The organism is Sphingomonas sp. SP1 (genome assembly GCF_058313395.1).
Window position 1 is genome coordinate 629,657 of sequence record NZ_JBZFLC010000001.1, and the last position, 24,126, is coordinate 653,782.

Sequence of the window (24,126 nt, forward strand, 5' to 3'; positions counted from 1 at the left end):
TGTGCGTCAGGACGACCGGCGGAACTGCCAGCCGATTTCGGCCCCCAATGCCGACACTTCCCCGACAATGGCAAGTTGGGTGGTACCGGTCAGCCGACCGCTGCCGTCGACCCACACGCTTTCTTCCACTTCAAGCTGCGCGCCGCGACAGCGGAAGTTCCATGGCGGTGCACCGGGCGAGCGAAGGATCGCGCCCATGCCGTCGGCAGTCGGCACGGCCTCGACCCCGGGAGCAAGGTGAAATCGGATGGCATAGGGGGCGGCGTCCTTGATCTTCTTGCGGCCGCGTGGCGCCAACTTGTCCTGCCCGCGCACTTCCTTGCCGTCATTGGCGAGGGCGAGGCCGCGGGTATGTAGCAGACCGAAGCCGCGCAGGTAGCCATCATGCCCTGCCTCCAGCCGGCTGAACTCGTCGTCCTCGCGCCGGTCGAGCGTCACCTCCTCAACACCCTTGCCGAGCGAACCGTCGGCCAGAAGGGCGGTGGAATTGGTGTCCCCCAGCGTCAGCGTGCTGTGGGCCGCGGTGGTGCGCAGGGCGAGGGCAAGTTCCGGGGGGATGTCGGTGGGCAGGTTGCCCGGCCCGCCGCAGTTGACCACCAGCCGCTGCGGCCCGTCGCTCAGCTCGAAGGCAAGGGTCGAGGCGGAGCCGATCCGCGCGACGCGGGTCGGGGGCGGCGGGGCCGCGTCGACCACGATTACCGTGCCGAGCGCGGTCAGCCGCTGGTAGCCCCAGCTGCGGGCCTGGCGCAGTGGGCGCGCGCGCAGACCGCAGCCTTCGATCAGCGCCGCGATCCGCGCCACTTCGCCGGGATTGCCCCCCTGCCAGCTGCCGAGCGCACCATCGCCCATGGTGACGCCATGCAGCGCGGCGAGGGCCGCAGTGGCCGCACTTTCCAGGCCTTCGGGCATGCTTTGCTTGGCCGCGTGGTAGGCGGCGCGAAGCAGGCCGAGGCGATCAACCAGCAGCGCCTGATCCGCGGGGTTGCGCGACAGGAGGCCGCCGTCCTCGGCCTGCCCGGTGGCCAGCGCCCGAAGAAGGCCGGCTTCAGCCCGCGCCACGCGATGCACACCACCCTCAAGCAACAGGCTTGCGGCGGTCAGTCCGGCCCATGCGGTAATGCGCGGGAGCCCGGGCGCGGCACTATCGGCGTTGGCGGCAAGATGCCGGACCCCGCGGGAGACCGTGTTCAGCAAGGCGGAGCGGTAGTTGGCGTCGTTGCTGGACAGAAGATAGGGCGCGTAGGCAGTCCAGAACAGCAGCCGCTCCCCCCACAAAGCCGGCGCCCAGGCCGCGTCCACCTTCCGGCCATGGGCCAGCAGCCACCGCCCGGCCACCGCCTCAGCGAGGCGCGCGCCACGGTCGCGCGATGCCGCCGCCGCGAGATCGCGCAACCAGGAGAAACCCTGGAGCTCGCGCGCGATACCCGTTTCAGAGCCGATGTCCGCGAAGTCGATTTCCGGCAGGGCCAGCATGGCCGAGCCGTGAATCAGCTTGCCGGCCAGCAGCTGATCGCCCCGCGCGCGATCGCCCTGCACGTGATCGCGCGGGACGGCGGTCAGGCGCAGCGCCTGCTTGCCGCGTCCGAACAGGCGCGACAGCAAGGGGCGTCGGCCCAGTTTCTGGACGGCGGCCCGACTCGCCGCGTCTGCGCTCACTCGGCCCCCTTCAGCGCGGAGATGTTCGTCGCGTAGGCGCCGGGCCCACCGCGGAAGGCCGCCGTTCCGGCCACCAGCACCGTGGCGCCCGCGTCGCTGCACTGACGCGCGGTCGCCGCATCGACACCACCATCCACCTCCAACTGAACGTCCAGCCCTTCCTTGGCGATCCGCTTGGCGATCGCTTCGATCTTGCGCAGCTGGCTGGAGATGAACTTCTGGCCGCCGAAGCCGGGATTGACGCTCATCACCAGCACGAGGTCGATCTCCTCGAGCACATAGTCGAGCATCTTCGCCGGGGTCGCGGGGTTGAGCGAAACGCCCGCCTTCCTGCCGAGTCCCTTGATGCGCTGGATGGTCCGGTGGAGGTGCGGCCCGGCCTCCGGATGCACGGTGATGACATCGGCACCGGCCTCGGCAAAGGCATCAAGGAACGGGTCGATCGGCGAGATCATCAGGTGCACGTCGAACGGCTTGGCCGAGTGCGGACGAAGCGCCTTCACCACCGCCGGGCCGATGGTGAGATTGGGCACGAAATGACCGTCCATGACGTCGATATGGATCCAGTCGGCGCCCGCGGCGTCGATCGCCCGGACCTCCTCCCCGAGTTTCGCGAAGTCGGCGGACAGGATGGAGGGAGCGATCAGGACCATGGGGTCGATTAGACGCTAAGCGGGCGGGCGGACAAGCCGGGCGACAAAGAAGCCATCGAGACCGCCCTTGTCCTCCAGCATGCCGGGCAACACCCGCAGCCAGCCCCGCTCAGTCGGTGCGATCCCCGCCGGCAGTTCGTCCGGCCGGATCGGGTCGAGCCGAAGCTGATCGTGCGCGGTGACGACCTGTTCGCCCTCCTCCGGCTCCAGCGAGCAGACAGCGTAGACGAGGACGCCCCCGGGACGGACCAGCGTTGCGGCATGGGCAAGGAGGCGGGTCTGGAGGGCGGCGCCTTCCTCAATGATCGATCGGCGCGCCCGGTAAATGACTTCCGGATGGCGGCGAAAGGTGCCGGTGGCGGAGCAGGGCGCATCGAGCAGCACGGCGTCGAACTCGCCACCTGGCCAGTCCAGAGCATCGGCAACGACGGTGTCCGCCTGGAGGCCGGTGCGGGCCAGATTCTCGGCAAGTCGCCTGAGACGACTTGCCGATCGGTCAAGGGCGGTGACCCGATGGCCGGCGGCCGCCAATTGCATCGTCTTGCCGCCTGGAGCGGCGCAGAGATCCAGCACCCGGCTCGGGCCGGCCGGCATCAGCCGGCCCGGGAGCGAGGCCGCCAGGTCCTGCACCCACCAGCCACCCGCCCCGAAACCCGGCAGATTGGTGACCGACGCGCCGCCGTGCAGGCGGACGTGACCGGGAGCAAGCTGCTCGGCCCCATGCGCTTCGGCAAAGGCAGAGGCTGCATCCGGGTCGGCGAAGCTCAAGTCCAGCGGCGGGCGCTGGACGATCATCCGCCGTGCCGCCGCCACGACGTCATCGCCCCAGGCCGACCGCCAGCGCTTCTCGACATCCTCTGGCAGAGCAGCTTCGTCGGCCCGCTCGATCCCCCGCCTCAGCAATGTGCCAAGGACCCCGTGCACCAGTCGCCGAGGGCCACCGTCCACCAGTGGAAGCGCCGTGGCCACCAAGGCGTGATCCGGTACGTTGAGCGCCATCTTCTGAGCGAGCGCAATCCGCAGAACAGCGCGCGCCTTGGCGTCATCCGGTAGATTCTGCCTCGTCGCGGAGTCGATCAGTGCGTCGAGATCCGGCAAGCGCCTGAGCGCCTCGCCGGCGATGGCGAGTGCCAGCGGCTTGTCGTCCGCCGCGACATTTTGCGCGGCCGATTCAAGCGTTTGGCCGCGGCGCAGCACGGCGTCCAGCAACTGCAGCGCTGCACGCCGGGATCCGAGTCCCTCGGGAGCGCTTGGCTTTGCCGGTTTCAACGCCCATCTCTCCCGTCATGAAACGCCCGAAGCATCTCGATCCGCCCGCCTATTTGTCGAGGTCGCCGCCGGTGCCGACGCCGCAGGCCGTCGAGCCGGCCGAGCCCCCGCGCGGCGACAAGCCGCGACCGGAGCCGACCCGCTACGGCGATTGGGAAAAGAACGGGATCGCCTGGGACTTCTGACGTCATCTAATGGGCTTCCACGCGCGGTGGCCGGCTCAGCAGCTGCTCCAGCACCTCGTCGACCCCGACGGCGCCGCTCAGCAGCGCGTTCACTGCCGCCACGATCGGCATGTCGATCCCGCGTTCCTGTGCCAGCCGATGAAGCACCGGGGCGGTGAACGCGCCCTCCGCCACCGTCTTGCGATCGGCCAGCAGTTCGGCCGCGCTCAGGCCTTCGCCGATACCCTTGCCGAGGGAGAAATTGCGGCTGCTGGTCGAGGAGCAGGTGAGCACCAAATCGCCAAGCCCGCATAGCCCCGCCAGGGTTTTGCGCCGGGCCCCGTAGGCGCCGCCGAACCGGCTCATCTCCGCGAAGCCGCGGGCGATCAATGCGGCGCGGGCATTCTGGCCGAGGCCCTTGCCCTCGACGACCCCGCAGGCGATCGCCAGCACGTTCTTGACCGCTCCGCCGACCTCGGCCCCGGCGACATCGTCGCTCAGGTAAATGCGAAAGCCCGGCAGCGCGAGCCGCTCACGGACCTGCTCGGCCTTGCCGAGGTCGGCGGCGGCGAGGGTCAGGGCGGTGGGAAGGCCTGCCGCCACTTCATGGGCGAACGTCGGGCCGGACAGGACCATGACGTCGGCATCGGGGCAAACCTCATGCGCGACCTGGTGCAGCAGTGCTCCGCTGGCCCCTTCAATGCCCTTGGAGCACAGCAGCAGCGGTCGGCCGCAGGCCGGCGCCGACGACAGCACGCTGCGCATGTGCTGGGCCGGGGTCACGACCAGCCAGGCGTCACAGCCGTCCAGTTCCGCCGCGTCGTTCGTGGCGCGGATCGCGGGGCTGAGCGGGACCCCGGCGAGGAACGCCGTGTTCTCGTGCCGAGCATTGACCGCGTCGATTACCTCCGGCTCGCGCGCCCACAAGAGGGTTTCGTGCCCCTTCCCCGCCGCGACCTGTGCCAGCGCCGTCCCCCAGGCACCGCCGCCGATGACGCCGATACGTGTGATCGTCATGCCTTCACCCCCGCTCCCCTGACCGACTCCGCCGCGCTATCGAGCGGCCAGCGAGCCCGGGCCGGGGCGTCTAGGTCGTCCGTCAGCCCGGCCGCGAGCCGCTCCGCTCCGGCCCAGGCGATCATCGCCGCATTGTCCGTGCACAGCCAGCCGGGCGGGACTGAGAATTGCCGGCCCTGCGCCTGCGCCAGGTCCGCCAGCGCCGAGCGTATCCGATGGTTTGCCGCCACGCCGCCGGCCACGACCAAGGCCGGCGCATCGCTTTGTTCGAGTGCCAATCGGGTGCGGTCGACCAGGCAATCGATTACGGCCTGCTGGAACGAGGCGGCAATATCCTCCGGCCGATGGCTCCCGCTCTGCACGGCACGCTGGACCGCGCTCTTGAGCCCGGCGAAGGAAAAATGCGGCTCGCCGGATCCGACCAGCGGTCGTGGCAGACGGACAGCGTGGGGGTCGCCGCCCGCGGCCAGCGCCTCGATCGCGGGGCCGCCGGGATAGGGCAGGCCAAGCAGCTTGGCGGCCTTGTCGAACGCCTCGCCCGCCGCATCGTCGATCGTCGTGGCGAGCCGGCGATAGTCGCCGACGCCGCGGACCTCCAGCAGCTGGCAGTGCCCGCCGCTGGCAAGCAGCAGCAGATAGGGGAAGCCGAGGCTGGGGTCGGTCAGCCGCGGCGACAGGGCGTGGCCTTCCAGATGATTGACCGCGAGGAGGGGTTTGCCGAGCGCCAGCGAAAGCCCCTTGCCGGCCAGCAGGCCGACCATGACGCCGCCGATCAGGCCGGGCCCGGCGGTGGCCGCGATCGCGTCGACCTCGCCCGCCTGCACGTTCGCGTCCTTCAGCACTTGCCGGATCAGGCCCGGCAAGACCTCGACATGGGCGCGGGCGGCAATTTCCGGGACGACCCCACCAAAGGGCTGATGTGCGCTATTCTGGCCGATTACGGCCTGCGCCAGGATGCGCCGGTCGCTGGTGACGAGCGCGGCGGCGCTGTCGTCGCAGGAAGATTCAAGGCCGAGGATGAATGACATGGGTTGGGAATGCCCTTTGCCCGAAGGCGGCGACATGCACTAGGGGGAGGTCAAGATGCAGCGACCTCCTGTTCTCGGCACCCGCGCCTCCCCGCTCGCCCTGGCGCAGGCCCGCATGGTCGCGGCGGCGCTGGAGGCGGCCCATGGCTGGGAAGCCGGCACCGTTCTCATCAAGGCGGTGAAGACCAGTGGCGACCGGATCCAGGATCGGCCGTTGGCGGAGGTCGGCGGCAAGGCGCTGTGGACCAAGGAATTGGATGCCTACGTGCTGAATGGCGAAACGGACCTGTCCGTCCATTCGATGAAGGACGTTGAAAGCGAGCGGCCGGCAGCGCTGTGCGTGGCCGCGATGCTGCCCCGGGCCGACGTGCGGGACCGGCTGATCGGGGCGCCGTCGATCGATGCGCTGAGCCAGGGCGCCCGGGTCGGCACCTCTTCGCCCAGACGCGCCGCCCAGCTGCTGCGGCAGCGGCCGGACCTGTCGGTGGCGCCCATTCGCGGCAACGTCGCCACGCGTTTGCTGAAGATCGAAGCGGGCGAGTTCGATGCGTCGTTCCTTGCTGCGGCGGGACTGGACCGCCTTGGAATCGATGAAGGCTGCGCGATCGAAACCGACGTCATGTTGCCCGCCCCAGCGCAGGCCGCCATCGGCGCGGAGTGCCGCCGGGACGATGACGAGATGCGCGGTCTCCTGGCGGCGATCGACCACTCGCCCACCTCCTCCGCGGTCACGGCGGAGCGGCAATTCGCGCGAGCCATCGGCGGGTCGTGTCACTCGCCCGTAGCCGCACTTGCCATCGAAGGTGCCGACGGGCGCTTGTGGCTACGCGCCGAACTGCTCAGCACCGAGGGGCAGGAGCGGGTCGCGGGCGAGGTGCGGTTCGCTACCGGCGACGATGCCCCGGCGCTGCTGGCATCCGATCTGCTCGGTCGGGCGCCCCCGGCGATCCGAATGCTGTTTACATGAAGCGGCTGGTGGTGCTCCGCCCGGAGCCCGGCGCAGCGGCAACCATTCGCCGCGCACAGGATCATGGGCTGGACGCCGTTGCGCTGCCCTTGTTCCGAATTGAGGGAATGGCTTGGCGGATGCCCGCGCCCGAAGCGTTCGACGGTCTGCTCCTGACCAGCGCCAATGCCGTTCGTCACGCCGGGCCGCCGCTAGCCAAGCTCATCGACCTGCCGGTCCATGCCGTGGGGCAGGAGACCGCGGCAGCGGCTTCCCAAGCCGGTTTCGTCGTGGCGAGCATCGGCAGCGGCGGCGTGGACGAACTGCTGGCGTCACTGCCTGCGGATCTCCGTTTGCTGCATCTGTGCGGAGAAGATCGGCGCGCCCCGTCGTCGCCCCGCCAGCAGATCAGTTCGCTCGCGGTCTATCGTTCGGTCACGGCCGATCCGCCACCGCCCTTGCAAGTCCTCGACGGCGCGGTCGTGCTGGTCCATTCGCCCCGCGCCGGAGCCCAGTTGGCGGAGCTGGTGGCGGACCGCGCCGCGATCAGCCTTGTGGCGATCAGTGGCGCAACGGCCGAGGCGTGTGGCGCAGGCTGGCTAGAGGTTGCCGTCGCCGACCGGCCCAATGACGCGGCGCTGCTTTCCCTGGCCGCGCGCCTGTGCCAAGAATCGCCGCCGGAATGACTTCAACTGCGCCTCGACGGGGCCTTGGCATCGCCGCCTGGCTGCTCCTTGTTCTGCTTCTTCTGCTGGCCGGGGCTGGGGCGGCGGTGTGGGGACTTGCCCGCTACGAGCCGGCCGCGCGCTTCTTCGGGGTGGCCGCGCCGGCGCCAATCTTGCCAGGACCAACGGTGTCGCCGGCCTTGAGATTGGGCCCGGGCGGAAACCCCGCCGCGCTCGGCAATCCCGATGATGCCGCCCGCGTAACGGCACTCGAGTTGCGGCTGGCCCGGCTGGAAAGCGCAACGCAGCAAGTGGCCGGATCGGCCGGGCGGGCGGACGCGCTGCTGGTCGCCTTCGCCGCGCGCCGGGCGATCGATCGCGGTGTGGCGCTGGGTTATCTCGAGCCGCTGTTGGCGGACCGGTTCGGGGCGTCTCACCGGCAGGCCGTGGCCGCGGTCATCACCGCGTCGCGGACGCCGGTCCGGCTCGACCAGCTGACCGCCGAATTCGACGCGCTCGCCCCCGAACTCAGCCGGGGTGGCACCGACGAAAGTGTGTGGGAAGCGACCAAACGCGAGCTCGGCTCATTGATCATGATCCGCCGTGCCGACCGGCCGAGCCAACGCCCCTCGGCGACCGCCGAACGCGCCCGGCAACGGCTGGCGGCGGGACAGGTGGACCAGGCACTCGCCGAGGCGATGCGCCTGCCCGGCATCGGCAAGGCCGGCGCTTGGGTCGGCCGCGCGCGAACCTATGTGGTCGCGCATCGGGCACTGGACGAGATCGAGAGCGCCGCGCTGCTCGGCCGCTAAAGGCTTGCCACGGACTCCCGCTTTTGCGATTCCTGGACCGAAGGCGGCGTTGAACAGCCTTTGTTCAGCCTCGCCGGCGAATAGTTGCGCAAGATCAATCGGGTGATCTGCAGGGGGTTCGACTTCATGACGTCACTTCGTCTGATGAAGGGACTGGCGGTAGTGCTGGCAACCATTGCCGGCCCGGCGAGCGTCAGCGCGCAAGGCGTCCCATCACTTCGGGCCACGGCAAGCCCGGCGCCGGCAGCGCTGGCAAACCGCATCGATGCGCTGGCCCGGGGTTTCAATGGACGCGTCGGAATTGCCGTCCAGTCGGTGGATACCGGCTGGCGGACCGGTTGGCGCGGTGAAGAGCTGTTCCCCCAGCAAAGTGTCAGCAAGTTCATGGTGGCCCTTACCGCAATGGATCAGGTGGATCGCGGCCGGCTGCGATTGAATCAGCCCGTGACCTTGACCCGCAGCGACCTCACCTTGTTCAACCAACCGATTGCCCAGCGGGTCATCGGCGGGGGCAGCTACACCACCACCGTGGAAGCGCTGCTGGTCGACGCGATCACCAAGAGCGACAACACCGCCAACGACAAGCTGATGCGCGTCGCCGGAGGGCCGGACACCGTGCGGGCCTTTATCGCCAGTCGCCGACTGGGGGATATTCGCTTCTACGATGGTGAACGCGCCCTTCAGTCGCGCATTGCCGGCCTGACCTGGAGCCAGAGCTATTCGATCGGCGATGCCTTCTACAAGGCGCGAAACGCCTTGCCGATGAGCGTGCGCCAGTCGCTGTTCAATCGTTATATCGAGGACCCCTACGACGGCGCGGCGCCTTACGCCCTGGTCGACACGCTGGCTCGGCTGAAGCGCGGCGAGCTGCTGTCACCATCGTCCACCGCGCGCCTTCTAACGATCATGGGCAATACCCGGACCGGCAAGAACCGGCTTCGCGGCGGGTTGAAGCCGGGTTGGACGCTCAGTCACAAGACCGGCACCGGCCAGGTGCTTGGCGGAGTACAGGCGGGTTACAACGACATCGGGATCGTCACTGCACCCAACGGCCGCAGCTATTCCGTCGCGGTGATGATCAAGCGAACCTCGACGCCGCTCATCACCCGCATGAACTTGATGAACGACGTGGTGCGGGCCGTGATCGACCAGCACGAGGCAAGCTACGGCTCGATGGTCAGCCTTTAGGCCTTTCCGGCGATCCGGTCGGCGGTGCGCAGGGCCAGTGCCAGAACCGTCAACGTCGGATTGGCCCAGCCCCCGGTCGGAAACAGCGACGATCCGGCGATATGCAGATTGCTGACGCCATGAAGTTGTCCCCAACCGTCGGCGACGCCGCGTGAGGGGTCGTCCGCCATCCGGGTCGTGCCCATGTGATGATAGCCGCCAAGCGGGTGGACGCTGACCAGCGGATCGCTGACCCAATTGACCGAATCGTCGGCCAGCCACCGGGCTGCCTCGACCTTGCCCAGGCCGAGCCGTTCGGCCTCGCTCGCCAGCACGTCCACCAAGGCAGCGACGCTTTCCCGATCCTGCGGCAGCAACTGCCAATCCAGCCTGATGCGCGGAACCCCCGTGGCGTCACGCTGGTCCGGCAACAGGGTGACCCGGCTATCGGGGTTGGGCGCCTGCTCGCCGCGCAGCACCAGAACCAGCTCGTCCGAGCGCAGGCGGTGGCGAGCCCAACCATACACGGGTCCCAGCCCCTGGCGCAGGTAACGGCCGACCGTCTTGTAGCCTTTCCAGAACGCCCGGCCGCGTTCCGTCGGTTCGAACCGGTGCTTGGCCGCCAGATAGGTGGCGGTCAGCAGCGGCTGGCTGCCGCTGGCCGGGGGTCTGGCGGCAATGGTGATGGCACTATTCAAGATGCGATGCTTCGCCTGCAACTGAGGCGAGAGCGTCAGCAGCGCGGCGGTTTCCTGATGCCCCAGCCGGCGTTTCTGGAAGGCTCGCAGCAGCTGCCAGGCGGGAGCACCATGGATGCGGCCGCCGCGCCCATGCGGATGCTCCATGAAGAAACGGCCCACGAGGTCGCGGTCGTTGCCGACGCCCGCCTTCTGGACCGAGTTGGAGGCCAGCAGCAGCCGAGGATTCTCGAACCCGCCCGCCGCCAGCACATATTCCTTGGCGGTGACCCGGTGCGCGGAGCCACCTCGCCCCCGGACGTCGAGGCCATCGACGGCATGGCCGTCGGCAGCCAATCGGATGTTGGTGACAGTGGCGTGAGTCAGCAGCGTCAGGCGGGGGTCGGCCAGCAGGTCGGCATTGCGCCGGCGGCCGAAGCGATCGAACTGGAGGTCGATCAACCAGTGCCGCACCGACAGCCGGCCGGGGTCGAGCCGATCGAGCAAGGGCGAGCCAGTCGCGGGATCGACTTCGGGCAAGTCGAGCAGTGCCCGGGCCTCGCGATAGTAGGGCGCGATCTCCGCATGGCGGAACGGCCAGCCCGACCAGGGGACCCAATCGCGCTGCTCGAAGTCGATCGGGTCCATCTCGGCCGCGCGGCCGCCCCAGATGGCAGTAGTGCCGCCGAAGAAGCGCAGCCTGGTATCGACGAGATCGTAGTACGGCTGACCGACCGCTTCGCCGCGATTGAGGTCGGCCGCGGCCGGCTCATGATCGAACCCACCGCTTTCGATCAGCATGACCGACCGACCGTGGCTCAGCAGCCGCCGGGCAAGCGTAAGGCCAGCCGCGCCAGCCCCGATCACCGCAACATCCGCCTGGAAGGTCTGGGGTGCCCCCTGCCCCAAGTCGATCAGCATTGGCTCGGCTTAACAGGTCACCCCCCCGACACAAGCGCAAGCGGACGAACGATCAGAAACTCTGCCGAACGTTGCCCGCAGGACTCATGACCATGAAATCGGCTGGTCCTTCGCCCGGCAAGGTCCATTGCCATTGCGCACCGGCGTAAAGTCGCTTGCCGGCCAGCGGCTGACAGCGGTCCTTCGCGGCGCACTGCTTGCCGTCTGCGAGTTCGACGCTGCCGGTCCCGGTGTTGCGGATGGCAAGCGTCCGGCCGGTGCGCGTGGCGACGAGTTGCGGCTTCTTTTCCCCTGCGCGGACCAGCACCAGCACCTCGTATCCGATCAGGATCTTCAGCCCGGAGACGTCGGCGCTGACCTTGCCCGTGGTCGGCTTGACCGTGATTCGATACACGCGCTCGCGGGCCGGTGCGGGACCTGCCAGCGCCACGCGCAGAAGCCGGGTCTGGCCGGGTTCCAGCACCATGCGGGCGGGCGAGACCAGCAACCCGAGCTTTTCCGGATCGCGCTCGCGTGATCGCTGCTCGCCGGGCAGGCCGGGGCTGACCACTTCCTGCGGTTCGACCAGGACATAAGCCCGCTCCTTGTCGAGATTGCGAACTTCGATGTCGCCGCGCTGGTCCTTGCCGGACCCGAGCTCGACGATCAGCTGGCTCAACACGATCTCCGCTGAGGCGGGGATCGCCGCTGCCGTCAGCAGCATTCCCGCAGCGGCCCGAACCAGGAACGACTTCATCGGCACGTCACGTCTCCCACTCTGATATAATCCTTGCTGCGATCGATCCGGCCGAGCGTCACCTTGCAGCTGCTGCCGTCGTCGCGGGTGAAACCAAGCTGCGCGTCATCGCTCACGTCGACCTGGAACCAGCCTTCCTCGTCCGTTTGCCCCGACCCCCGCCGTGCTTCGACCAGAGCGCTGCCGACCGGCTGGCCCGACGTATCGAGCGCCCGCCCGAACAGGGTCACGACCGGCACCGCGCGCCACACCGCCTGCACCACGTTTCCGGGGTACAGCGTGATGCTGCGGGTGCCCGAATCATAATCGCTGGCCTGGCCGCCAACGGCGCGCAGGCGCAGCTGGTAAGTACGGTACGGCCGCAGGAACAGAGGCAGCGAGCCGTTGCCGGCAATGCGGCCCTGGGAGACCTCGTCGATGAGCAGTTCGAACGGGCCACCGGTGCCCTCGACACTGGCGATGATGGCGCTCTCGTCAAGGTTGCGGCCGCCCAGTTGAAGTGCGCCCGCGGTCAGCGCGCCGCCCGACTGGAGGTTGACGATATATTCGGTGGCCGGGCGCTCGCCGGCGTCGAAGCGGTGGCGGACATCGGCGCGCGCGACCCCGAACCGGCTGTGCAGCGCCGCTCCGGCGCTGGCCGTCGTTTCCTGGCCGGTCCGGTCGAACCCCGCGAGGGCGTTGACCTCCGTCTGCTCGTCGATCTGGCGGTACCATTGTCCCGACACGCCGCCGACCGGTCGTGCTCCGTGGCCCGTCGAGCCGCCCTGCCAGGAGCTGCCGGCCGCACTTGCCACCGAGAAGCCGCCGCGCGAGACAAGCATCCGGGCACCGATGAAGGCGGCGGTCGTGGACTGGGTCTTCTGGGCATCGGCGGTAAGCGTCAACTGCATGCCGGGCAGGCCGACCAGCCGCCAGTTGATGCTCGGTCCGACACTGTAGGTCGCCGCGGTCCCGCGATCCTTGCGCAAGAAACCCAGCAGCTGCAGGTTGATGTTGCCCAGCGACAGGCCCGCCGTGCCGGTCAGTTGCGTGTAACGGCCGCCGATAGCTTGGGCCGGCGTCGGTACACTGCCGGAGAAGCTGTCCGGACTGGCCGGCACCGGCAGGATCGGGCCACCTTCAGCAGAATCGATGCGGCGCAGATCGAAGGTGAAGCTGACGGGACCGAGGTCGCCGGAACTGACTTGTGCCAGGGCCCCGCGGTCGCCCTTGCTGGAGAAAAGACCGAGCGCGCGAACGGTGGCGAAGCGGGTGGCGAGCACGGCGCCCGCTTCGGCGATCGCCTTGCCGTTGGTGCCGCTGACGGCGACCTCGATGCCAAGGTCGCGGCTAAGGCGGCGGGCAGTTCCGGCGCGCGCATAGAAAGCGTCGGTCAGGCTGATCGGTCGGCCCTTGCGGGTGTCGGCCATCATCCCCGCATAGGCGAAATATTGCGCTCTTCCGAGCGGAGCCATTGCGGGCGTGCGCACGAAGAAGCGCTGCTCCACACGCGGGGACGTGCCCGCTTCGTAGACCTTGAGCACCACCGGGTAGGACCCGGTCGGCAACATGCTGGTGTCGAGCAGGTTGTTGCCGGCGTCGTAGAATTGCGAGGTCACCAGGCGACCGTCGATCAGCACGTCCACCCGCGCAGATTGTTGAAGGAACAGGAATAACGGCGTTCCTTGCAACGAGTCCTTGTCGATCCGCGTGTCGAGCTGCGTCGAAACGCCAATCCCCAGCATTCGGCGACGGCCCGTAAAGTCGGAACCGGGCGCCCAGAACAGGCCGCCCGAGTAGCGCCAGCCCGGGCGGTCGATTTCCGCCACCAGGTCATCGACCAGCAAGCCCTGTCGGCTGGCCAGCACCGCGTTGCTGCGCAGCCGACCGTTGCGCAGCCCCACGATGTTGCGCGCCTGCAATTGATAGCTTCGCTGATCGCCTGCACCGGCCAGGGTGAAGCCGAAGGAGCTGGCGAGCGACAGGCCGGCCTCTGGAGCGTCGAGATAGCCCTGCTGCACCGCGGACACGGTGGTGAGCAGGCCGGGCGCCAGGAAGAGGTCGACGCGGAACCGGTCCTCATCGAAGATCACGCCTGCGACCTCCGGTTGCAGCCGGCCGCAATCGGTGCCGTTCAGCGCGGAGCAGATCTTGCCCGCGTTGGCCGCCAGCTCCGTGCTGATGGCCGCGACCAGGGTCTGGGGATCGGCGAGGTTGGGGACCAGCGCTGCGACCGATCGCGGGTCTTGGAAACGGATGGCGGACCCCGTGCTGGTCAGCCGCACCTCGCCCATGCGGCGTCCGCCGACGTAAAGGTCCGCCAGGAAGTCGCGCGCGGAGGTCAGGTCCCCGAAGCCTTCGGGCGCCTCGACTTTCGCTTCGAACGCCGCTCCCCCTGCCCGGGTGTTGGACGCGCTCGTGCTCGCGGCCAGTGCCGGCAGCGGCACGGCCAGCGCACAGCTCGCCAGCAGCGACGCGTAGCGCGGTGTACGCGATCGGGAAGCGCCCGCGCTCATTCGGGTGCGATCACCAACGTCAGCGTGCCGCTGTAGGCGCCGCCGGCTGACGCCTGCAGCGCCGCCGCGCGGATCAGCACGATCAGGGTGGCGGTGGTCGGTGGGCCGTTGCTGCAGGTCTGCTGGGCCGCGCTGCTAACGAGGCCGGTGCGGGTCACATTGGGGATGAGGTTGAAACCGCTGGTCTGGCCGGGGCTGGCAGCCCATTGTACTTGGTAGGGAAGGGCGTCGATCCCGTTACTGAGCGAGAAGGCTCCGCCTGCCCCGGTGCCGGTCGCCCGCACATTGTACCCGAGATTGGGACGCCCGCTGAACACGCAAAGATCCTGGCGGCGTACGGCATCGCTATTGAAGTCGGCCAGCAATCCGAAGTTTACGTCGCTCAGCTTCGAGATGCGAACGAATCGCTCTTGCGCCCCTGCCGGGTGTGAACCCGCCAGTAACCATATTCCGGCAACGGCCCCAAAAAAGCGGGACGGCAGGTGACCGCCCCGCTTTCTGGTCGTCCCGGTGGCTGTCGGTTGGAGCGCCACCTGGAGCCTTGCTTACTCGGGCGCGACCGTCAGGGTCAGCGTGCCGGTATAGCTGGTCTGCGCCTGCATCGCCTGCAGGTCGGCCGCGGCCATGCGGACGATCAGGCTGGCGCTTTCGTTGCTCAGCCCGGTGCAGGAAGGATTGGTGGCGACCGACGTCTGGCTGCCGAGCGCAGTGCCGGTGGCCAGCGCATCACCGCTGGTGGCGCCCGACACGTCGTCCCACTGGACCGAATAGGGAATGGCGGGAAGCGCACCGCTGCCCAGCGTGAAGGCGCTGCTCGCTCCGCTGCCCGATGCCGTGATCCGGTAGCGCTTGTTGGCGTTGTTGCTCCAGACGCAAACGTTCTGGGCGGCGGCAACGTCGTTGGTCGGGTCGACCGCGGTGAAGTTCACGTCTTCCAGCCCGCTGATCCGGACCTGGGCCGGAACCGAGGCATTGATCACGACCGTACCGGTCGAGGTGGCGCCCAGGTTGCCCTGGGTCGCGGCCTGCGCCGTGCCGGCAAGACCGGCCCCCGCAAGCAAGACAGCCGCCAGACGACGACCGAAAACGAATGAAGTCATGTTGGAAAATCCCCACACCAATGTTGAAGACCCGCCAGACTCGCCAGCTGATCTCCTCCGTAATGGACCCGATAACTGTTAAATTTTGGTCAATCGCGGCGCGGTGCCAGAGCGGAAGCGGTGAATCCGGGCATCACCAGGCGGGCCGAATCGGTCGTAAACGGTGATTTCTGCAAGATTCTGGCACGATCGCCGCAGCACCCTGTCCGACAAGAACATAAATGGGTTACCGGTCGTTTAACCGGTGTCGTTCCTGGCGGAGGCCAAACAATGTCGAACGGTCTGGTCGCGCGAGCCATCCTTGCCGGGGTCGGTGCTGCCGTGCTGGATCTCGGCGTTCAGGCGAGCGCGGCCGGCCAGGACGGCGTGGCCGGCGCGACCTCCACCGGATCCATCCGGATCACCGCCAGCGTGGCCGCGACGGGCAAGCTGAACTTCGTTCATCGCCCGGCGCTGCGGCCCGAAGCGGGAGCGCCTGTCTGCCTGTGGCTGAACAGCGGCACGGGCCAGTATCGGTTGACCGCGTTGCCCCGCGAGGGACAGGAGACGGAGCTACGCTGGCAGGTCGGCTCCCGCTCCGCCAAACTTCGGCCCGGTGCGGTGTCGGCCGTGTTCGAGGCGCCGACGCGTCCCTCTTGCCGGATCGACGAACTTGCCTCGCTCAGCGTAGGGAAAACCTCCGCACAAAACGTCACTCTGATCGTCGCGCCCGAATAGGGCGCCGAAAGGTCCAGGGAAGAAAGGCAACCCGGATCAGTGCCGCAAGTGCTGGAGCGGGCGAAGGGATTCGAACCCTCGACCCCAACCTTGGCAACTTTGGGTTCTTGCATCCGGCGAGGTTCGGCAGTGATTTTGCTTGTCCGGTAAGCCTTTGACGCTACAAGGAAGATGTATTCAGGACTGTCCGGTTCCGTCCGGTCCAGTTCGGCCAGAGCCGCTGTATTTTGCACCCCAATTTGGACCCCAATTCATGCCCAAGGGCCTATCAGACGTTCAGTTGAAGGCTTTGCTGAATAAACCGCCTCCTACTAGGATCGAGCTGAAGGACGACAAGGTCAACGGGTTGAGCTTGCGGGTAGGTCCGAGGGGCCGGCCGACCTGGGCCTACCGATTCCGGGTGCGCGGAGCGGGCGGGACGACTGCGCGGGGCACGCAGCTGAACGGCGCAAGCTATCTCCGGGCGAGCTTGGGCACCTATCCGGCGGTCAGCATCAAGGCAGCGAGAGCAAAGGCCAGCCTTTACGCTGAGGCGGTCGAACGAGGCGAAAATCCTATCGACACCTTCGAAGAGAACGCCATCGATCGCAGGGACACGGTGGAAGCACTCATCGATGATTACCTCACCCATGCTGAGCAGACCATGCGTTCGGCCCGGAACGCCAGGTGGATTCTCGACAGGCACATGCGTGCCACCTGGGGGAACATGCCAGCAGGCACCGTTAAGGAGCGCGATGCTCGCAAGCTGATCGCCGACGTTCGGCAGGGCGATGCCGACAGTCAGGAAGCCGAAAAGCTCAAGAACGGTGCGGCTGCTGAGGTACGAAAGTGGGGCTCCATGCTGTTCGAGTGGGGTCGTCGGTCTGGCCGGGTGAAGGAGAACCCCTTTCGAGACGTGCCCGCTCCTAAGCTGGAAAAGCGTCAGCGCTTCCTGACCATGAAGGAGGCGAAGGCGGTGTGGGCGGCGAGCCATCAGCTCGCTCATCCCTGGGGTGAAGCTATCCGGCTTCTGATGCTGACGGGCTGCCGAGAAAGCGAAATCTGCTCGGCGCGTTGGACTTGGTATGACGCCAAGGCTGCAACGCTCCTGATCCCACCTGAGCACTATAAAAGCGGCAAGGACTTCCTTGTGGCTCTACCGGATGCTGCCGTAGCAACCTTCGACGGGCTTACTTGCTTCAACGGTGGCGACTTCATGCTCACCACGACCAACGGCGAGAAGCCCATCGCCGGAGTCGCGCGAAAGACGATGAACCTCCTGCACGTGAAGGCGGAGAAGATCTTGGGAGTGCCGATGAAAAGGTTCTCCTTGCACGACTTAAGGCGAACGGTCCGGACGCATCTCAGCCGCCTTGAGGTTGGCGAGGTTGTAGCCGAGCTCGTGCTTGGCCATGCGCTGAAAGGGCTTCAGGCCCGCTACAATATCTATGGCTTCGCTCAGGAGAAGCGCGAGGCTCTGGAGAAGTGGGCCAGGGAACTTACGGCGCCTGAGATTCGCGTAGGTTAGACGGCCACTTGGCTTCGATCCGCAGAGGGATGAGCTAACGTCAGCTTAGCGCTTTTTTCGGACAACCAGCGACGGCTCTGGTGATCCGAAAGCGGGAGTCGCGGCGACGGGACCGGCCGTCGCTCGTTCATTAGGCCGACTTGTCCCGCTTAGAGGATCCATCGATTAGGCTGCTCTCGCTCTTCGACTGTGCTCGCTCTGGCCTGAAGACAAGTACCAGCACGCCGATGAAGATGAAGGCGTCGGCCAAGTTGAAGGTAGGCCAGTGCCAACCATTCCAATGGAGGTCTATCGTGTCACGTACGGCGCCGAACATTACGCGGTCGACGATGTTGCCGAGCGCGCCCCCGAGAATAGCACCAAGCGCCGCCTTCCGTACCCCGCCGTGCGCGTTGCGCATCAGGAGCACGACGGCGACCGAGATCACAGCGGCGATGCCAGTCAGAAGCAACGGGTGCGCTGCTGTCGCCATACCGAAAGCGACGCCGGAATTCGTTCCGGCCGTAATGGTTAGAAACGAGACCAGTTCAAGATCGCCAAAGCGCGCCACATAGGCAAACGCTTCCGCCTTGGTGAATTGATCGAGTGCGAAGGTAGCAACGATCACCATGACCGCTCCTGTGGCCGTGCGACCAGGCCAAGGGCCCCCAAACCCTCGCGTCATTTATTCACCATCTGGCACAGAGCACGTCCCTTTCCTCTTGTAACCCGATCATGCGGGTTGCCCGTCTGGGAGTGCCTGCGTGCTGCGTTGCCGGGCCACCCAGCGATTGTACCAGAAGCCGAATAGAACCGCCGTCAGCATAACCACCTGGGCCAGCATCGACTGAACGGTGGGGGCAAGGCCAACGAGATCGATACGAGGCACCCAAGCGACGGGTCGTACGTCGATCATCCCAGCTTCCTGGAGGGCTGCTACACCCTTGCCGGCAAGAACAACGGCGAGGACCGCAATCAGAGCGGAACTGTAGGAGAAGAACTTGGCGATCGGGAGCTTACGGCTGAAGCGCAGCATGGCGACCGCAATAACAGCAAGTAGTGCGAGAGCTGACAGCGCTCCCCCTGCGATGGCGCCGCCATTCCCTTGGCTCCAGAGTGTTGCGTAGAAGAGGACTGTCTCGAAGACCTCGCGGTAAACGACAAGGAAGGTGAGCCCAAACAGAAACCATGCAGAACGCTTCGAAAGGGCCTTGCTAAGCCGTTCCGCTATGTAGCGCTGCCAAGCTCCAGCTTGCGATTTACCGTGCATCCAGACGCCCACGGACAGCAAGATAATAGCTGCAAAGATCGAGCCGAAGCCTTCGGTTAGCTCACGACTTGCCCCGCTCACGCCAATGACAAAGGTCGCGGCCGCCCAAGTTGCGAAGCCGGCTACAAGCGCAGTGACCCATCCACCATGGACATAGCCCATCACGTCCTGCCGATCGGCTTTCTTCAGAAAAGCGATGATTGCGATGACGAGAAGCAGGGCTTCCAACCCCTCGCGAAGCAATATCGTGAAGGCACCCAGGAAGCTTGATGCAGTGCTGGCGCGCTCCGGGCTCAACTGAGTTTCCGCGTCATTGAAAAGCGCGTGAACTGCTCCAACTTGGGCGGCAACCTCGTTCACTGAGGCGCCGCGATCGATGCCAGCCCGTAGCTCTGCCATGGCGGCTTCTATCCGGGTCATGAGAGCGGCGTCCCGAACTCGGAGGAGCGGTTCAACAGGCTCAAAGCCGTCGAGGTATGCAGAGAGGGCAAGGTCGGTCGCCGCATCGCGATCACCCCGCCGGTAGGCTGCAACGGATTGGTTCAGCCGATCCTTTGCGAGCGTCAGCGACCCAGCTGTATCAGGCGTAAGAGCTTCAGGGTTTGCCCGCAAAAAGGCCATGATCGCGGGTGCATCAGCACCCAGGGTTTGCTCCAGCTGCGCAGGAGTCATCGCCACAAGAGCCTCAATGTCAGAAAGCTTCCCACGCGCGGTCTTGCTCTTGTCCAGCGCGTGTCGCCCGGCATCCGTCAGCGCTTTCGGATTGGCATACTGCCCTACGTGAAAGGCGAGCGCCCAACGGTCTTCTGGCGAAAGGTGGGCGAACGATGGCATTGCCGTACCTTCAAGCCCCTGCTCAATCACTTGGTAGAGACCGAACAGACTTCGCTCCCGAGCACGCGCACGGTCAGTAAAATCAATGGGAGCAGGGTCCATGCCCTTGGCGGCGGGGCCTCGCCCGTTGCCGCTTGCGCCATGGCAACTAGAACAATTCTCCGCGTAAAGAGCCGCGCCGCGACCAAGGTCTGGCAGGCTGCTCGGTGCAAGAGGGACTGGGTAAGCCGCAAGTAGCTTCCGGCCAAGTTGCCTTGCGCTGGTTGCGATCAGCGCAGGCTCTGCCTTCGACGTCACGGAAGCTTTGAGCCCCTTTGCTTCGCGAAGGAGCTCTGCGCGGGCCGCGTGGGGGGGAAGCTCAGCGATCCGTGCTTGGATGCTGCTGGAGAACTCCTCCATCTCCACGTATTCAGCCTGATTGATAACACGACCGTTGGCGACCGCACCGGAATAGTCGACGGCTACATAGTCGAGCAGTCGCCAGATCGTCTGCGCAGGGGCGGTTTCCGCATGCGCAGGTAGGGTGAAGCCTACCGCAAGAACAATCGCTAAGATTGCAGCCCAGGTGGATCTTAGAAGGCTCATGGACGCTCCCGAAGCTCCTTTCGGGCGTCGGCGATGATCTCCCACGCAGAGTGGAGGAACAATCCGGCGATACCGACGGCGACCAAGATGTCCGGCAGCGCGCTGTTGAGCGCAAAGACCAAAATGGCAGCGATGATCACCGCGATGTTGGCCAGAGCATCGTTGCGTGAGAACAGCCAAATAGCACGCGCTTGGGCATCCCCGCTCTCACGGAATCGACCCAAGATCACGGCGGCCGCGACGTTCACGATGAGGGCGACGACACCTAAGCCACCCATGAGTTCCGCTTCTGGCGGGGTCGCCGTCGCGAAGCGCCAAGCAGCCATGCCAAGCACCCACACACCCAGTGCTCCGAGGAAAATGCCCTGAGCTAAGGCGACCCTTGCTCGAGTTCTCTCTTTCCAGCTTAGCGCTAGCAGTCCGACAAAGGTGATCGAGCCGTCACCTAGGAAATCCAAGGCATCGGCCTTGAGGGCCTGACTGTCGGCGATGAAACCACCTACGATTTCGCATAAGCCGAAGCCAACGTTTAAGATGACAACGAGCCAAAGGGCTCGACGATATGCATCATCAGTGCTCGCGCGCGCTACATCACCGGTGCAGCCACAGCTGTCTGATTCGTTCGTGGACATGGCAGCCTGATACAACCTCCAGTGGCTGGAGGAGCAAGCCTATTGAGAGGCATTCTCAACACTTTCGTGTTTGACGAATTTGAAGATACTGATCGCCCCGGTCCAAGTCCGGATGATAGCTTCAGGGCGGATCGCCGCATTGGCCGCTTCCCTGATCAGTGTTTCTAGCAAGCCATCAGCATTGGGCTGGGTATCTTCCTTTCCATCGAGCAACTGCACTGTCGTCCGGAACAGAGCTCTCATGATTGGATCAGGCTGATGCGCATAATCAGCGATAAAAGCGCAACCCTGCGATCTTAGGCCGGACAGCATCGCAGAAATGCCGGCCTGTTTCTCTCTGAGGGGAACCTGGTGGAAGACCAGACTCGAGACGACCTTATCTAGGCTGCCCGGGCGACGTGCCGCATCCCGTGCGAAACCCTGCTGCCATTCAATGATGACGCCCGCTCGACGTGCCTTCTCGGACGCCAGCCCTAGCGCTTCTGTGTCGGGATCCAGCCCGATCACTCTGGCGGACGGCTCAAGTTGTTTCAGCAGGATCGCGAGCGACCCGGTCCCGCACCCTACATCGAGGATCGTATCATTCGGCTTGGGTGCGATTTCACGCACCAGCCGGCCCCGCCAAACCTGTTCACGCGTCAGAAGCCGAATGGCCGTGTCGTAAACCTTGGTGAGACTTGCTCGGCCTAATGCAGGCGTGAAGCTGTTCTGCATGAGGGGCTCCTTGAGTTGGCACCCGAAATCTTTAAATCCTCCAGGGACTGGAGGATCAAGTAGTGGCTAAGACTTACATGATCGGTGACCTTGGGAGGCGAACCGGAACCAAGGTGAACACAATCCGATTCTACGAGAGCATTGGGTTAATGCCGCCTGCGGAACGCACCGAGTCAGGGCGTCGGGTATATCGGGAGGGCGATCTCCAACGTTTGAGATTCATCCGGCACGGTAGATCACTAGGGTTTGCCACAGACGAAATTCGTTCTCTGATGCGGCTTTCGGACGAGCCCAGCCAGGATTGCGCTGAGGCGGGCGACATCGCCCAGCGGCACCTGCTCGATGTCAAGAAGCGCATTTCGCGGCTTGAAGTGCTCAAAGCCGAACTGGAGAAGGTGGCGACCTCCTGTTTAGGTGGTCGCGCGTCGCAGTGCCGCGTGATCGAGCTCATTGCCGAGTGGAACGAGGACTAGCTTAGCGGATGCCAAGGCAGTCGCGCTTGGGGTGCGCCCAAATGCCGTCAGATAGGCCGTGACCGTAGCTCCGGAGCTGATCCCTCCCCGTCTGGCTCTTAGCGCAAAACGCTCGCGATGAGAGGGCTGCGATGGCAGCTAAGCGACAGCGGAAAGCACAAGCCGGGTCAGCGCCGTAAAAGGTGACAAGCGTGGCATGGCTGGCGGCAACAGGCTTTTGGCTGCTGTTCCGAACAATGTGGCGACACGATCTCAGGTGGGCAAGGGCCGCGAGGCCGACTAACCATGCTTAGGGAATCAGCTGACGTCCTTGTAGGTCCAGGTTCAGCATATCCGAAACTTAGAAGTAGATGGTCCGCAAGCGGCCATTCAGGGGTGCGCGCCGCCAGTGTCGGCTCTTCATTGTCAGCGAGCATACCATCGCTACATACAACAACGCTCACGGCGTGGTCTTCAATCTTCGAAGCGCTCTTGCTGAAGCGCGGACAGTGTGGCCCTCAAGCAGGACGTCCCCGCTGTGGTACATGTTGCGTAGGAGAGCTCCGTACCCACGGCCAGCATCGAGTCGCTGACTGAGGTCTGGCGACGCTCTGATCGCCTTCAGCAGCTCGTCGCGCGTGCAGCTTGCCCCGCACTGACCAAGATGACGACGGACGAAGTCATAGAGGGTCCCTGGAACGCCCTTCGTTGGGGGACCAACTCGGCCAGCCTTCGGTGCTTGCTTAACCATGCACGTAGAACCTCAAGGGTGCAGCGCGTCCTTATCTCCGCAGGGCTCCCGTTCGAGCTGGAGAGTGACGTGCGTGATCTCGTAGGTTTGGTCCAACATTTGCGCGACAGCTGTCCGAACATCTTCGAAGTCAGCTCCGTCGCTGAGTTCGACGTGCGCCGACAGGCTGTGATCATCGCTGGTGAGTGACCAGACGTGCAAGTCGTGAACCCCAGCTACGCCCGGCGTACTGGCAAGAGCAGCTCGCAGCTCCCTAAGGTGGATGCTGCGAGGCACCCCCTCCAGCAGGATGCGCGTTGTGTCCTTTAGCAAGATCCAGGTGCGCGGAAGAACCCACAGCCCAATGGCGATCGCCACCAGCGGATCCACCCAGCTCCAGCCTGTGAACATGATGATCGCTGCGCCCGCTATTACGCCCAGTGAGCCGAGCATATCTGCCCAGACCTCCAGGTAGGCGCCCTTGATGTTAAGGCTCTGATCCTTGCCAGCAGCTAGTAGCCGCATGGCGATGATGTTGATGACGAGACCGATGCTGGCAACGATCAACATCCCGGTGGACTGAACCTCGGCAGGCTCGAAGAAGCGCCGAATGCCTTCGTACAGAACGTAACCAGCCACAGCGAAGAGCAGAAGGGCGTTAAAGGCCGCTGCTAAAATTTCAAAACGCCGGTACCCGAAGGTGCGGACGTCATCGGGGGGGCGTTGGCCGATCTTCACCGCAGCCAGCGCGATGGCCAGCGCGGCACTGTCGGTAAACATGTGCGCTGCGTCGGAAAGCAGGGCGAGACTGTTGAAAAGGTAAGCGCCTACTAATTCAGCAACCAGGAACAACGTCGTCAGTGCTAGGGCGATCGCCAGCATTCGGCTGTTCGCTCCGGCAGCATGGCTGTGAGCATGTCCCGCGTGATCATGTGCCATCACTGAGCTTCCCGGGCTGAATGTCGGGCAAAAGGTATCGGAGTGGCATCCCGTCTGACGAGAACCGTGATGAAGGTCTCTCGGCGGCCACCTTGGTCCATACCCGGGGAGCCAATGGGCATCCCGGGAACGGCAATGCCTCGGGCGCTTGGCCGCTCCCGAAGCAGCCTGCGGATGTCAACTGCGGGTACATGTCCCTCAACAAAGTAGCCGTCGATCGATGCGGTGTGACAGGACCGGAGCTTCGCTGGAACCCCAAGCTTGTTTGCGATGGGACTCACATCTTCCATCTCGCGAACGTCAGGTTTGAACCCATTTGATCTTAGATGATCGACCCAAGCCCCGCAGCACCCGCAGTAGGGGGACTTGTAGACAGTTATAGAGGCAGTTTTGGCTGGTTGAGCGCAAGCAGCGGCCGGCAACGAAGCCAACAACATGCCCATCATCGTGCGACGATTGAT

Annotated in this window: 24 protein-coding genes; 8 read left to right on the top strand and 16 right to left on the bottom strand. The window is 65.5% G+C overall.

The window, feature by feature from the left end; translation table 11 throughout:
- Positions 1-6 precede the first annotated feature (6 nt).
- The 3 genes from AC4GYS_RS03295 to AC4GYS_RS03305 are packed head-to-tail and all read right to left on the bottom strand — an operon-like array spanning position 7 to position 3,578.
- Complete coding sequence (locus tag AC4GYS_RS03295) at positions 7-1,656, bottom strand: heparinase II/III family protein (RefSeq protein ID WP_491107680.1); 1,650 nt, start codon at positions 1,654-1,656, stop codon at positions 7-9.
- Complete coding sequence (gene rpe, locus AC4GYS_RS03300; protein ID WP_491107681.1) at positions 1,653-2,309, bottom strand: ribulose-phosphate 3-epimerase; 657 nt, start codon at positions 2,307-2,309, stop codon at positions 1,653-1,655. Before rpe ends, AC4GYS_RS03295 begins: the two co-directional genes overlap by 4 nt.
- A gap of 15 nt (positions 2,310-2,324) precedes the next feature.
- Complete coding sequence (locus tag AC4GYS_RS03305) at positions 2,325-3,578, bottom strand: RsmB/NOP family class I SAM-dependent RNA methyltransferase (protein ID WP_491107682.1); 1,254 nt, start codon at positions 3,576-3,578, stop codon at positions 2,325-2,327.
- A gap of 17 nt (positions 3,579-3,595) precedes the next feature.
- On the opposite strand from AC4GYS_RS03305, the gene AC4GYS_RS03310 reads away from it, so the two are divergent.
- Positions 3,596-3,763: a DUF1674 domain-containing protein gene (locus AC4GYS_RS03310; RefSeq protein ID WP_491107683.1), complete on the top strand. Its 168-nt coding sequence runs from the start codon at positions 3,596-3,598 to the stop codon at positions 3,761-3,763.
- Positions 3,764-3,769: 6 nt separating this feature from the next.
- On the opposite strand, the gene AC4GYS_RS03315 is transcribed toward AC4GYS_RS03310, so the two are convergent.
- Entirely contained in the window at positions 3,770-4,759 is a 990-nt protein-coding gene (locus AC4GYS_RS03315; RefSeq protein WP_491107684.1) for an NAD(P)H-dependent glycerol-3-phosphate dehydrogenase, read from the bottom strand.
- Positions 4,756-5,787: a tRNA (adenosine(37)-N6)-threonylcarbamoyltransferase complex transferase subunit TsaD gene (gene tsaD, locus AC4GYS_RS03320; protein ID WP_491107685.1), complete on the bottom strand. Its 1,032-nt coding sequence runs from the start codon at positions 5,785-5,787 to the stop codon at positions 4,756-4,758. Before tsaD ends, AC4GYS_RS03315 begins: the two co-directional genes overlap by 4 nt.
- 55 nt (positions 5,788-5,842) lie before the next feature.
- On the opposite strand from tsaD, the gene hemC reads away from it, so the two are divergent.
- The 4 genes from hemC to bla all read left to right on the top strand — a co-directional run bounded on the left by hemC (position 5,843) and on the right by bla (position 9,398).
- Entirely contained in the window at positions 5,843-6,754 is a 912-nt protein-coding gene (gene hemC, locus AC4GYS_RS03325) for a hydroxymethylbilane synthase (protein WP_491107686.1), read from the top strand.
- On the top strand, positions 6,751-7,419 hold the full coding sequence (locus AC4GYS_RS03330) for a uroporphyrinogen-III synthase (RefSeq protein WP_491107687.1): 669 nt from the start codon (positions 6,751-6,753) through the stop codon (positions 7,417-7,419). The genes hemC and AC4GYS_RS03330 overlap by 4 nt, the downstream gene beginning before the upstream one ends.
- Positions 7,416-8,210: a hypothetical protein gene (locus AC4GYS_RS03335; protein ID WP_491107688.1), complete on the top strand. Its 795-nt coding sequence runs from the start codon at positions 7,416-7,418 to the stop codon at positions 8,208-8,210. The genes AC4GYS_RS03330 and AC4GYS_RS03335 overlap by 4 nt, the downstream gene beginning before the upstream one ends.
- 126 nt (positions 8,211-8,336) lie before the next feature.
- Positions 8,337-9,398, top strand: coding sequence for a class A beta-lactamase (gene bla / locus AC4GYS_RS03340; RefSeq protein ID WP_491107689.1), 1,062 nt, complete (start codon positions 8,337-8,339; stop codon positions 9,396-9,398).
- Here bla and AC4GYS_RS03345 read toward each other — a convergent pair.
- The 5 genes from AC4GYS_RS03345 to AC4GYS_RS03365 all read right to left on the bottom strand — a co-directional run bounded on the left by AC4GYS_RS03345 (position 9,395) and on the right by AC4GYS_RS03365 (position 15,306).
- Positions 9,395-10,975 carry an FAD-dependent oxidoreductase gene (locus AC4GYS_RS03345; RefSeq protein WP_491107690.1) on the bottom strand — a complete coding sequence of 527 codons (1,581 nt, stop codon included), beginning with the start codon at positions 10,973-10,975 and terminating at the stop codon, positions 9,395-9,397. The genes bla and AC4GYS_RS03345 overlap by 4 nt on opposite strands.
- 52 nt (positions 10,976-11,027) lie before the next feature.
- Positions 11,028-11,711 carry a fimbrial biogenesis chaperone gene (locus tag AC4GYS_RS03350; protein ID WP_491107691.1) on the bottom strand — a complete coding sequence of 228 codons (684 nt, stop codon included), beginning with the start codon at positions 11,709-11,711 and terminating at the stop codon, positions 11,028-11,030.
- Positions 11,708-14,206 (bottom strand): TcfC E-set like domain-containing protein, encoded by a 2,499-nt coding sequence (locus tag AC4GYS_RS03355; RefSeq protein ID WP_491107692.1) that lies wholly within the window; start codon positions 14,204-14,206, stop codon positions 11,708-11,710. Before AC4GYS_RS03355 ends, AC4GYS_RS03350 begins: the two co-directional genes overlap by 4 nt.
- Positions 14,203-14,523, bottom strand: coding sequence for a hypothetical protein (locus AC4GYS_RS03360; RefSeq protein WP_491107693.1), 321 nt, complete (start codon positions 14,521-14,523; stop codon positions 14,203-14,205). The genes AC4GYS_RS03355 and AC4GYS_RS03360 overlap by 4 nt, the downstream gene beginning before the upstream one ends.
- 228 nt (positions 14,524-14,751) lie before the next feature.
- Positions 14,752-15,306: a hypothetical protein gene (locus AC4GYS_RS03365; protein ID WP_491107694.1), complete on the bottom strand. Its 555-nt coding sequence runs from the start codon at positions 15,304-15,306 to the stop codon at positions 14,752-14,754.
- 270 nt (positions 15,307-15,576) lie between these two features.
- On the opposite strand from AC4GYS_RS03365, the gene AC4GYS_RS03370 reads away from it, so the two are divergent.
- Together AC4GYS_RS03370 and AC4GYS_RS03375 are read left to right on the top strand one after the other, a co-directional pair.
- The gene (locus AC4GYS_RS03370) at positions 15,577-16,023 is read left to right on the top strand and encodes a hypothetical protein (RefSeq protein ID WP_491107695.1); all 447 of its coding nucleotides are present in this window, start codon (positions 15,577-15,579) and stop codon (positions 16,021-16,023) included.
- Positions 16,024-16,276: 253 nt separating this feature from the next.
- Positions 16,277-17,530, top strand: coding sequence for a tyrosine-type recombinase/integrase (locus AC4GYS_RS03375; protein WP_491107696.1), 1,254 nt, complete (start codon positions 16,277-16,279; stop codon positions 17,528-17,530).
- A 130-nt stretch (positions 17,531-17,660) separates the two neighbouring features.
- Here AC4GYS_RS03375 and lspA read toward each other — a convergent pair whose 3' ends face one another.
- The 4 genes from lspA to AC4GYS_RS03395 form a co-directional block, all read right to left on the bottom strand.
- Positions 17,661-18,140, bottom strand: a complete 480-nt coding sequence (lspA, locus tag AC4GYS_RS03380) for a signal peptidase II (RefSeq protein WP_491107697.1) — start codon at positions 18,138-18,140, stop codon at positions 17,661-17,663.
- A gap of 102 nt (positions 18,141-18,242) precedes the next feature.
- Positions 18,243-20,198: an FTR1 family protein gene (locus tag AC4GYS_RS03385; RefSeq protein ID WP_491107698.1), complete on the bottom strand. Its 1,956-nt coding sequence runs from the start codon at positions 20,196-20,198 to the stop codon at positions 18,243-18,245.
- Positions 20,195-20,830: a cation efflux transmembrane domain-containing protein gene (locus AC4GYS_RS03390; RefSeq protein WP_491107699.1), complete on the bottom strand. Its 636-nt coding sequence runs from the start codon at positions 20,828-20,830 to the stop codon at positions 20,195-20,197. The genes AC4GYS_RS03385 and AC4GYS_RS03390 overlap by 4 nt, the downstream gene beginning before the upstream one ends.
- Before the next feature lie 39 nt (positions 20,831-20,869).
- The gene (locus tag AC4GYS_RS03395) at positions 20,870-21,544 is read right to left on the bottom strand and encodes a class I SAM-dependent methyltransferase (protein WP_491107700.1); all 675 of its coding nucleotides are present in this window, start codon (positions 21,542-21,544) and stop codon (positions 20,870-20,872) included.
- A 77-nt stretch (positions 21,545-21,621) separates the two neighbouring features.
- Here AC4GYS_RS03395 and AC4GYS_RS03400 point away from each other — a divergent pair, with 77 nt between their 5' ends.
- On the top strand, positions 21,622-22,017 hold the full coding sequence (locus tag AC4GYS_RS03400) for a MerR family transcriptional regulator (RefSeq protein ID WP_491109349.1): 396 nt from the start codon (positions 21,622-21,624) through the stop codon (positions 22,015-22,017).
- 742 nt (positions 22,018-22,759) lie between these two features.
- Here the strand turns inward: AC4GYS_RS03400 and AC4GYS_RS03405 are convergent.
- Entirely contained in the window at positions 22,760-23,608 is an 849-nt protein-coding gene (locus AC4GYS_RS03405) for a cation diffusion facilitator family transporter (RefSeq protein ID WP_491107701.1), read from the bottom strand.
- Positions 23,609-23,664: 56 nt separating this feature from the next.
- Entirely contained in the window at positions 23,665-24,111 is a 447-nt protein-coding gene (locus AC4GYS_RS03410; RefSeq protein ID WP_491109350.1) for a DUF411 domain-containing protein, read from the bottom strand.
- Positions 24,112-24,126: the final 15 nt, after the last annotated feature.

Bases quoted from the DNA above. Each gene is read 5' to 3' on its own strand.
- rpe (WP_491107681.1), bottom strand. From the start codon at position 2,309: ATGGTCCTGATCGCTCCCTCCATCCTGTCCGCCGACTTCGCGAAACTC.
- AC4GYS_RS03310 (WP_491107683.1), top strand. From the start codon at position 3,596: ATGAAACGCCCGAAGCATCTCGATCCGCCCGCCTATTTGTCGAGGTCG.
- AC4GYS_RS03315 (WP_491107684.1), bottom strand. From the start codon at position 4,759: ATGACGATCACACGTATCGGCGTCATCGGCGGCGGTGCCTGGGGGACG.
- tsaD (WP_491107685.1), bottom strand. From the start codon at position 5,787: ATGTCATTCATCCTCGGCCTTGAATCTTCCTGCGACGACAGCGCCGCC.
- hemC (WP_491107686.1), top strand. From the start codon at position 5,843: ATGCAGCGACCTCCTGTTCTCGGCACCCGCGCCTCCCCGCTCGCCCTG.
- AC4GYS_RS03330 (WP_491107687.1), top strand. From the start codon at position 6,751: ATGAAGCGGCTGGTGGTGCTCCGCCCGGAGCCCGGCGCAGCGGCAACC.
- AC4GYS_RS03335 (WP_491107688.1), top strand. From the start codon at position 7,416: ATGACTTCAACTGCGCCTCGACGGGGCCTTGGCATCGCCGCCTGGCTG.
- bla (WP_491107689.1), top strand. From the start codon at position 8,337: ATGACGTCACTTCGTCTGATGAAGGGACTGGCGGTAGTGCTGGCAACC.
- AC4GYS_RS03345 (WP_491107690.1), bottom strand. From the start codon at position 10,975: ATGCTGATCGACTTGGGGCAGGGGGCACCCCAGACCTTCCAGGCGGAT.
- AC4GYS_RS03350 (WP_491107691.1), bottom strand. From the start codon at position 11,711: ATGAAGTCGTTCCTGGTTCGGGCCGCTGCGGGAATGCTGCTGACGGCA.
- AC4GYS_RS03355 (WP_491107692.1), bottom strand. From the start codon at position 14,206: ATGAGCGCGGGCGCTTCCCGATCGCGTACACCGCGCTACGCGTCGCTG.
- AC4GYS_RS03365 (WP_491107694.1), bottom strand. From the start codon at position 15,306: ATGACTTCATTCGTTTTCGGTCGTCGTCTGGCGGCTGTCTTGCTTGCG.
- AC4GYS_RS03370 (WP_491107695.1), top strand. From the start codon at position 15,577: ATGTCGAACGGTCTGGTCGCGCGAGCCATCCTTGCCGGGGTCGGTGCT.
- AC4GYS_RS03375 (WP_491107696.1), top strand. From the start codon at position 16,277: ATGCCCAAGGGCCTATCAGACGTTCAGTTGAAGGCTTTGCTGAATAAA.
- lspA (WP_491107697.1), bottom strand. From the start codon at position 18,140: ATGGTGATCGTTGCTACCTTCGCACTCGATCAATTCACCAAGGCGGAA.
- AC4GYS_RS03385 (WP_491107698.1), bottom strand. From the start codon at position 20,198: ATGAGCCTTCTAAGATCCACCTGGGCTGCAATCTTAGCGATTGTTCTT.
- AC4GYS_RS03390 (WP_491107699.1), bottom strand. From the start codon at position 20,830: ATGTCCACGAACGAATCAGACAGCTGTGGCTGCACCGGTGATGTAGCG.
- AC4GYS_RS03395 (WP_491107700.1), bottom strand. From the start codon at position 21,544: ATGCAGAACAGCTTCACGCCTGCATTAGGCCGAGCAAGTCTCACCAAG.
- AC4GYS_RS03400 (WP_491109349.1), top strand. From the start codon at position 21,622: ATGATCGGTGACCTTGGGAGGCGAACCGGAACCAAGGTGAACACAATC.
- AC4GYS_RS03405 (WP_491107701.1), bottom strand. From the start codon at position 23,608: ATGCTGGCGATCGCCCTAGCACTGACGACGTTGTTCCTGGTTGCTGAA.
- AC4GYS_RS03410 (WP_491109350.1), bottom strand. From the start codon at position 24,111: ATGATGGGCATGTTGTTGGCTTCGTTGCCGGCCGCTGCTTGCGCTCAA.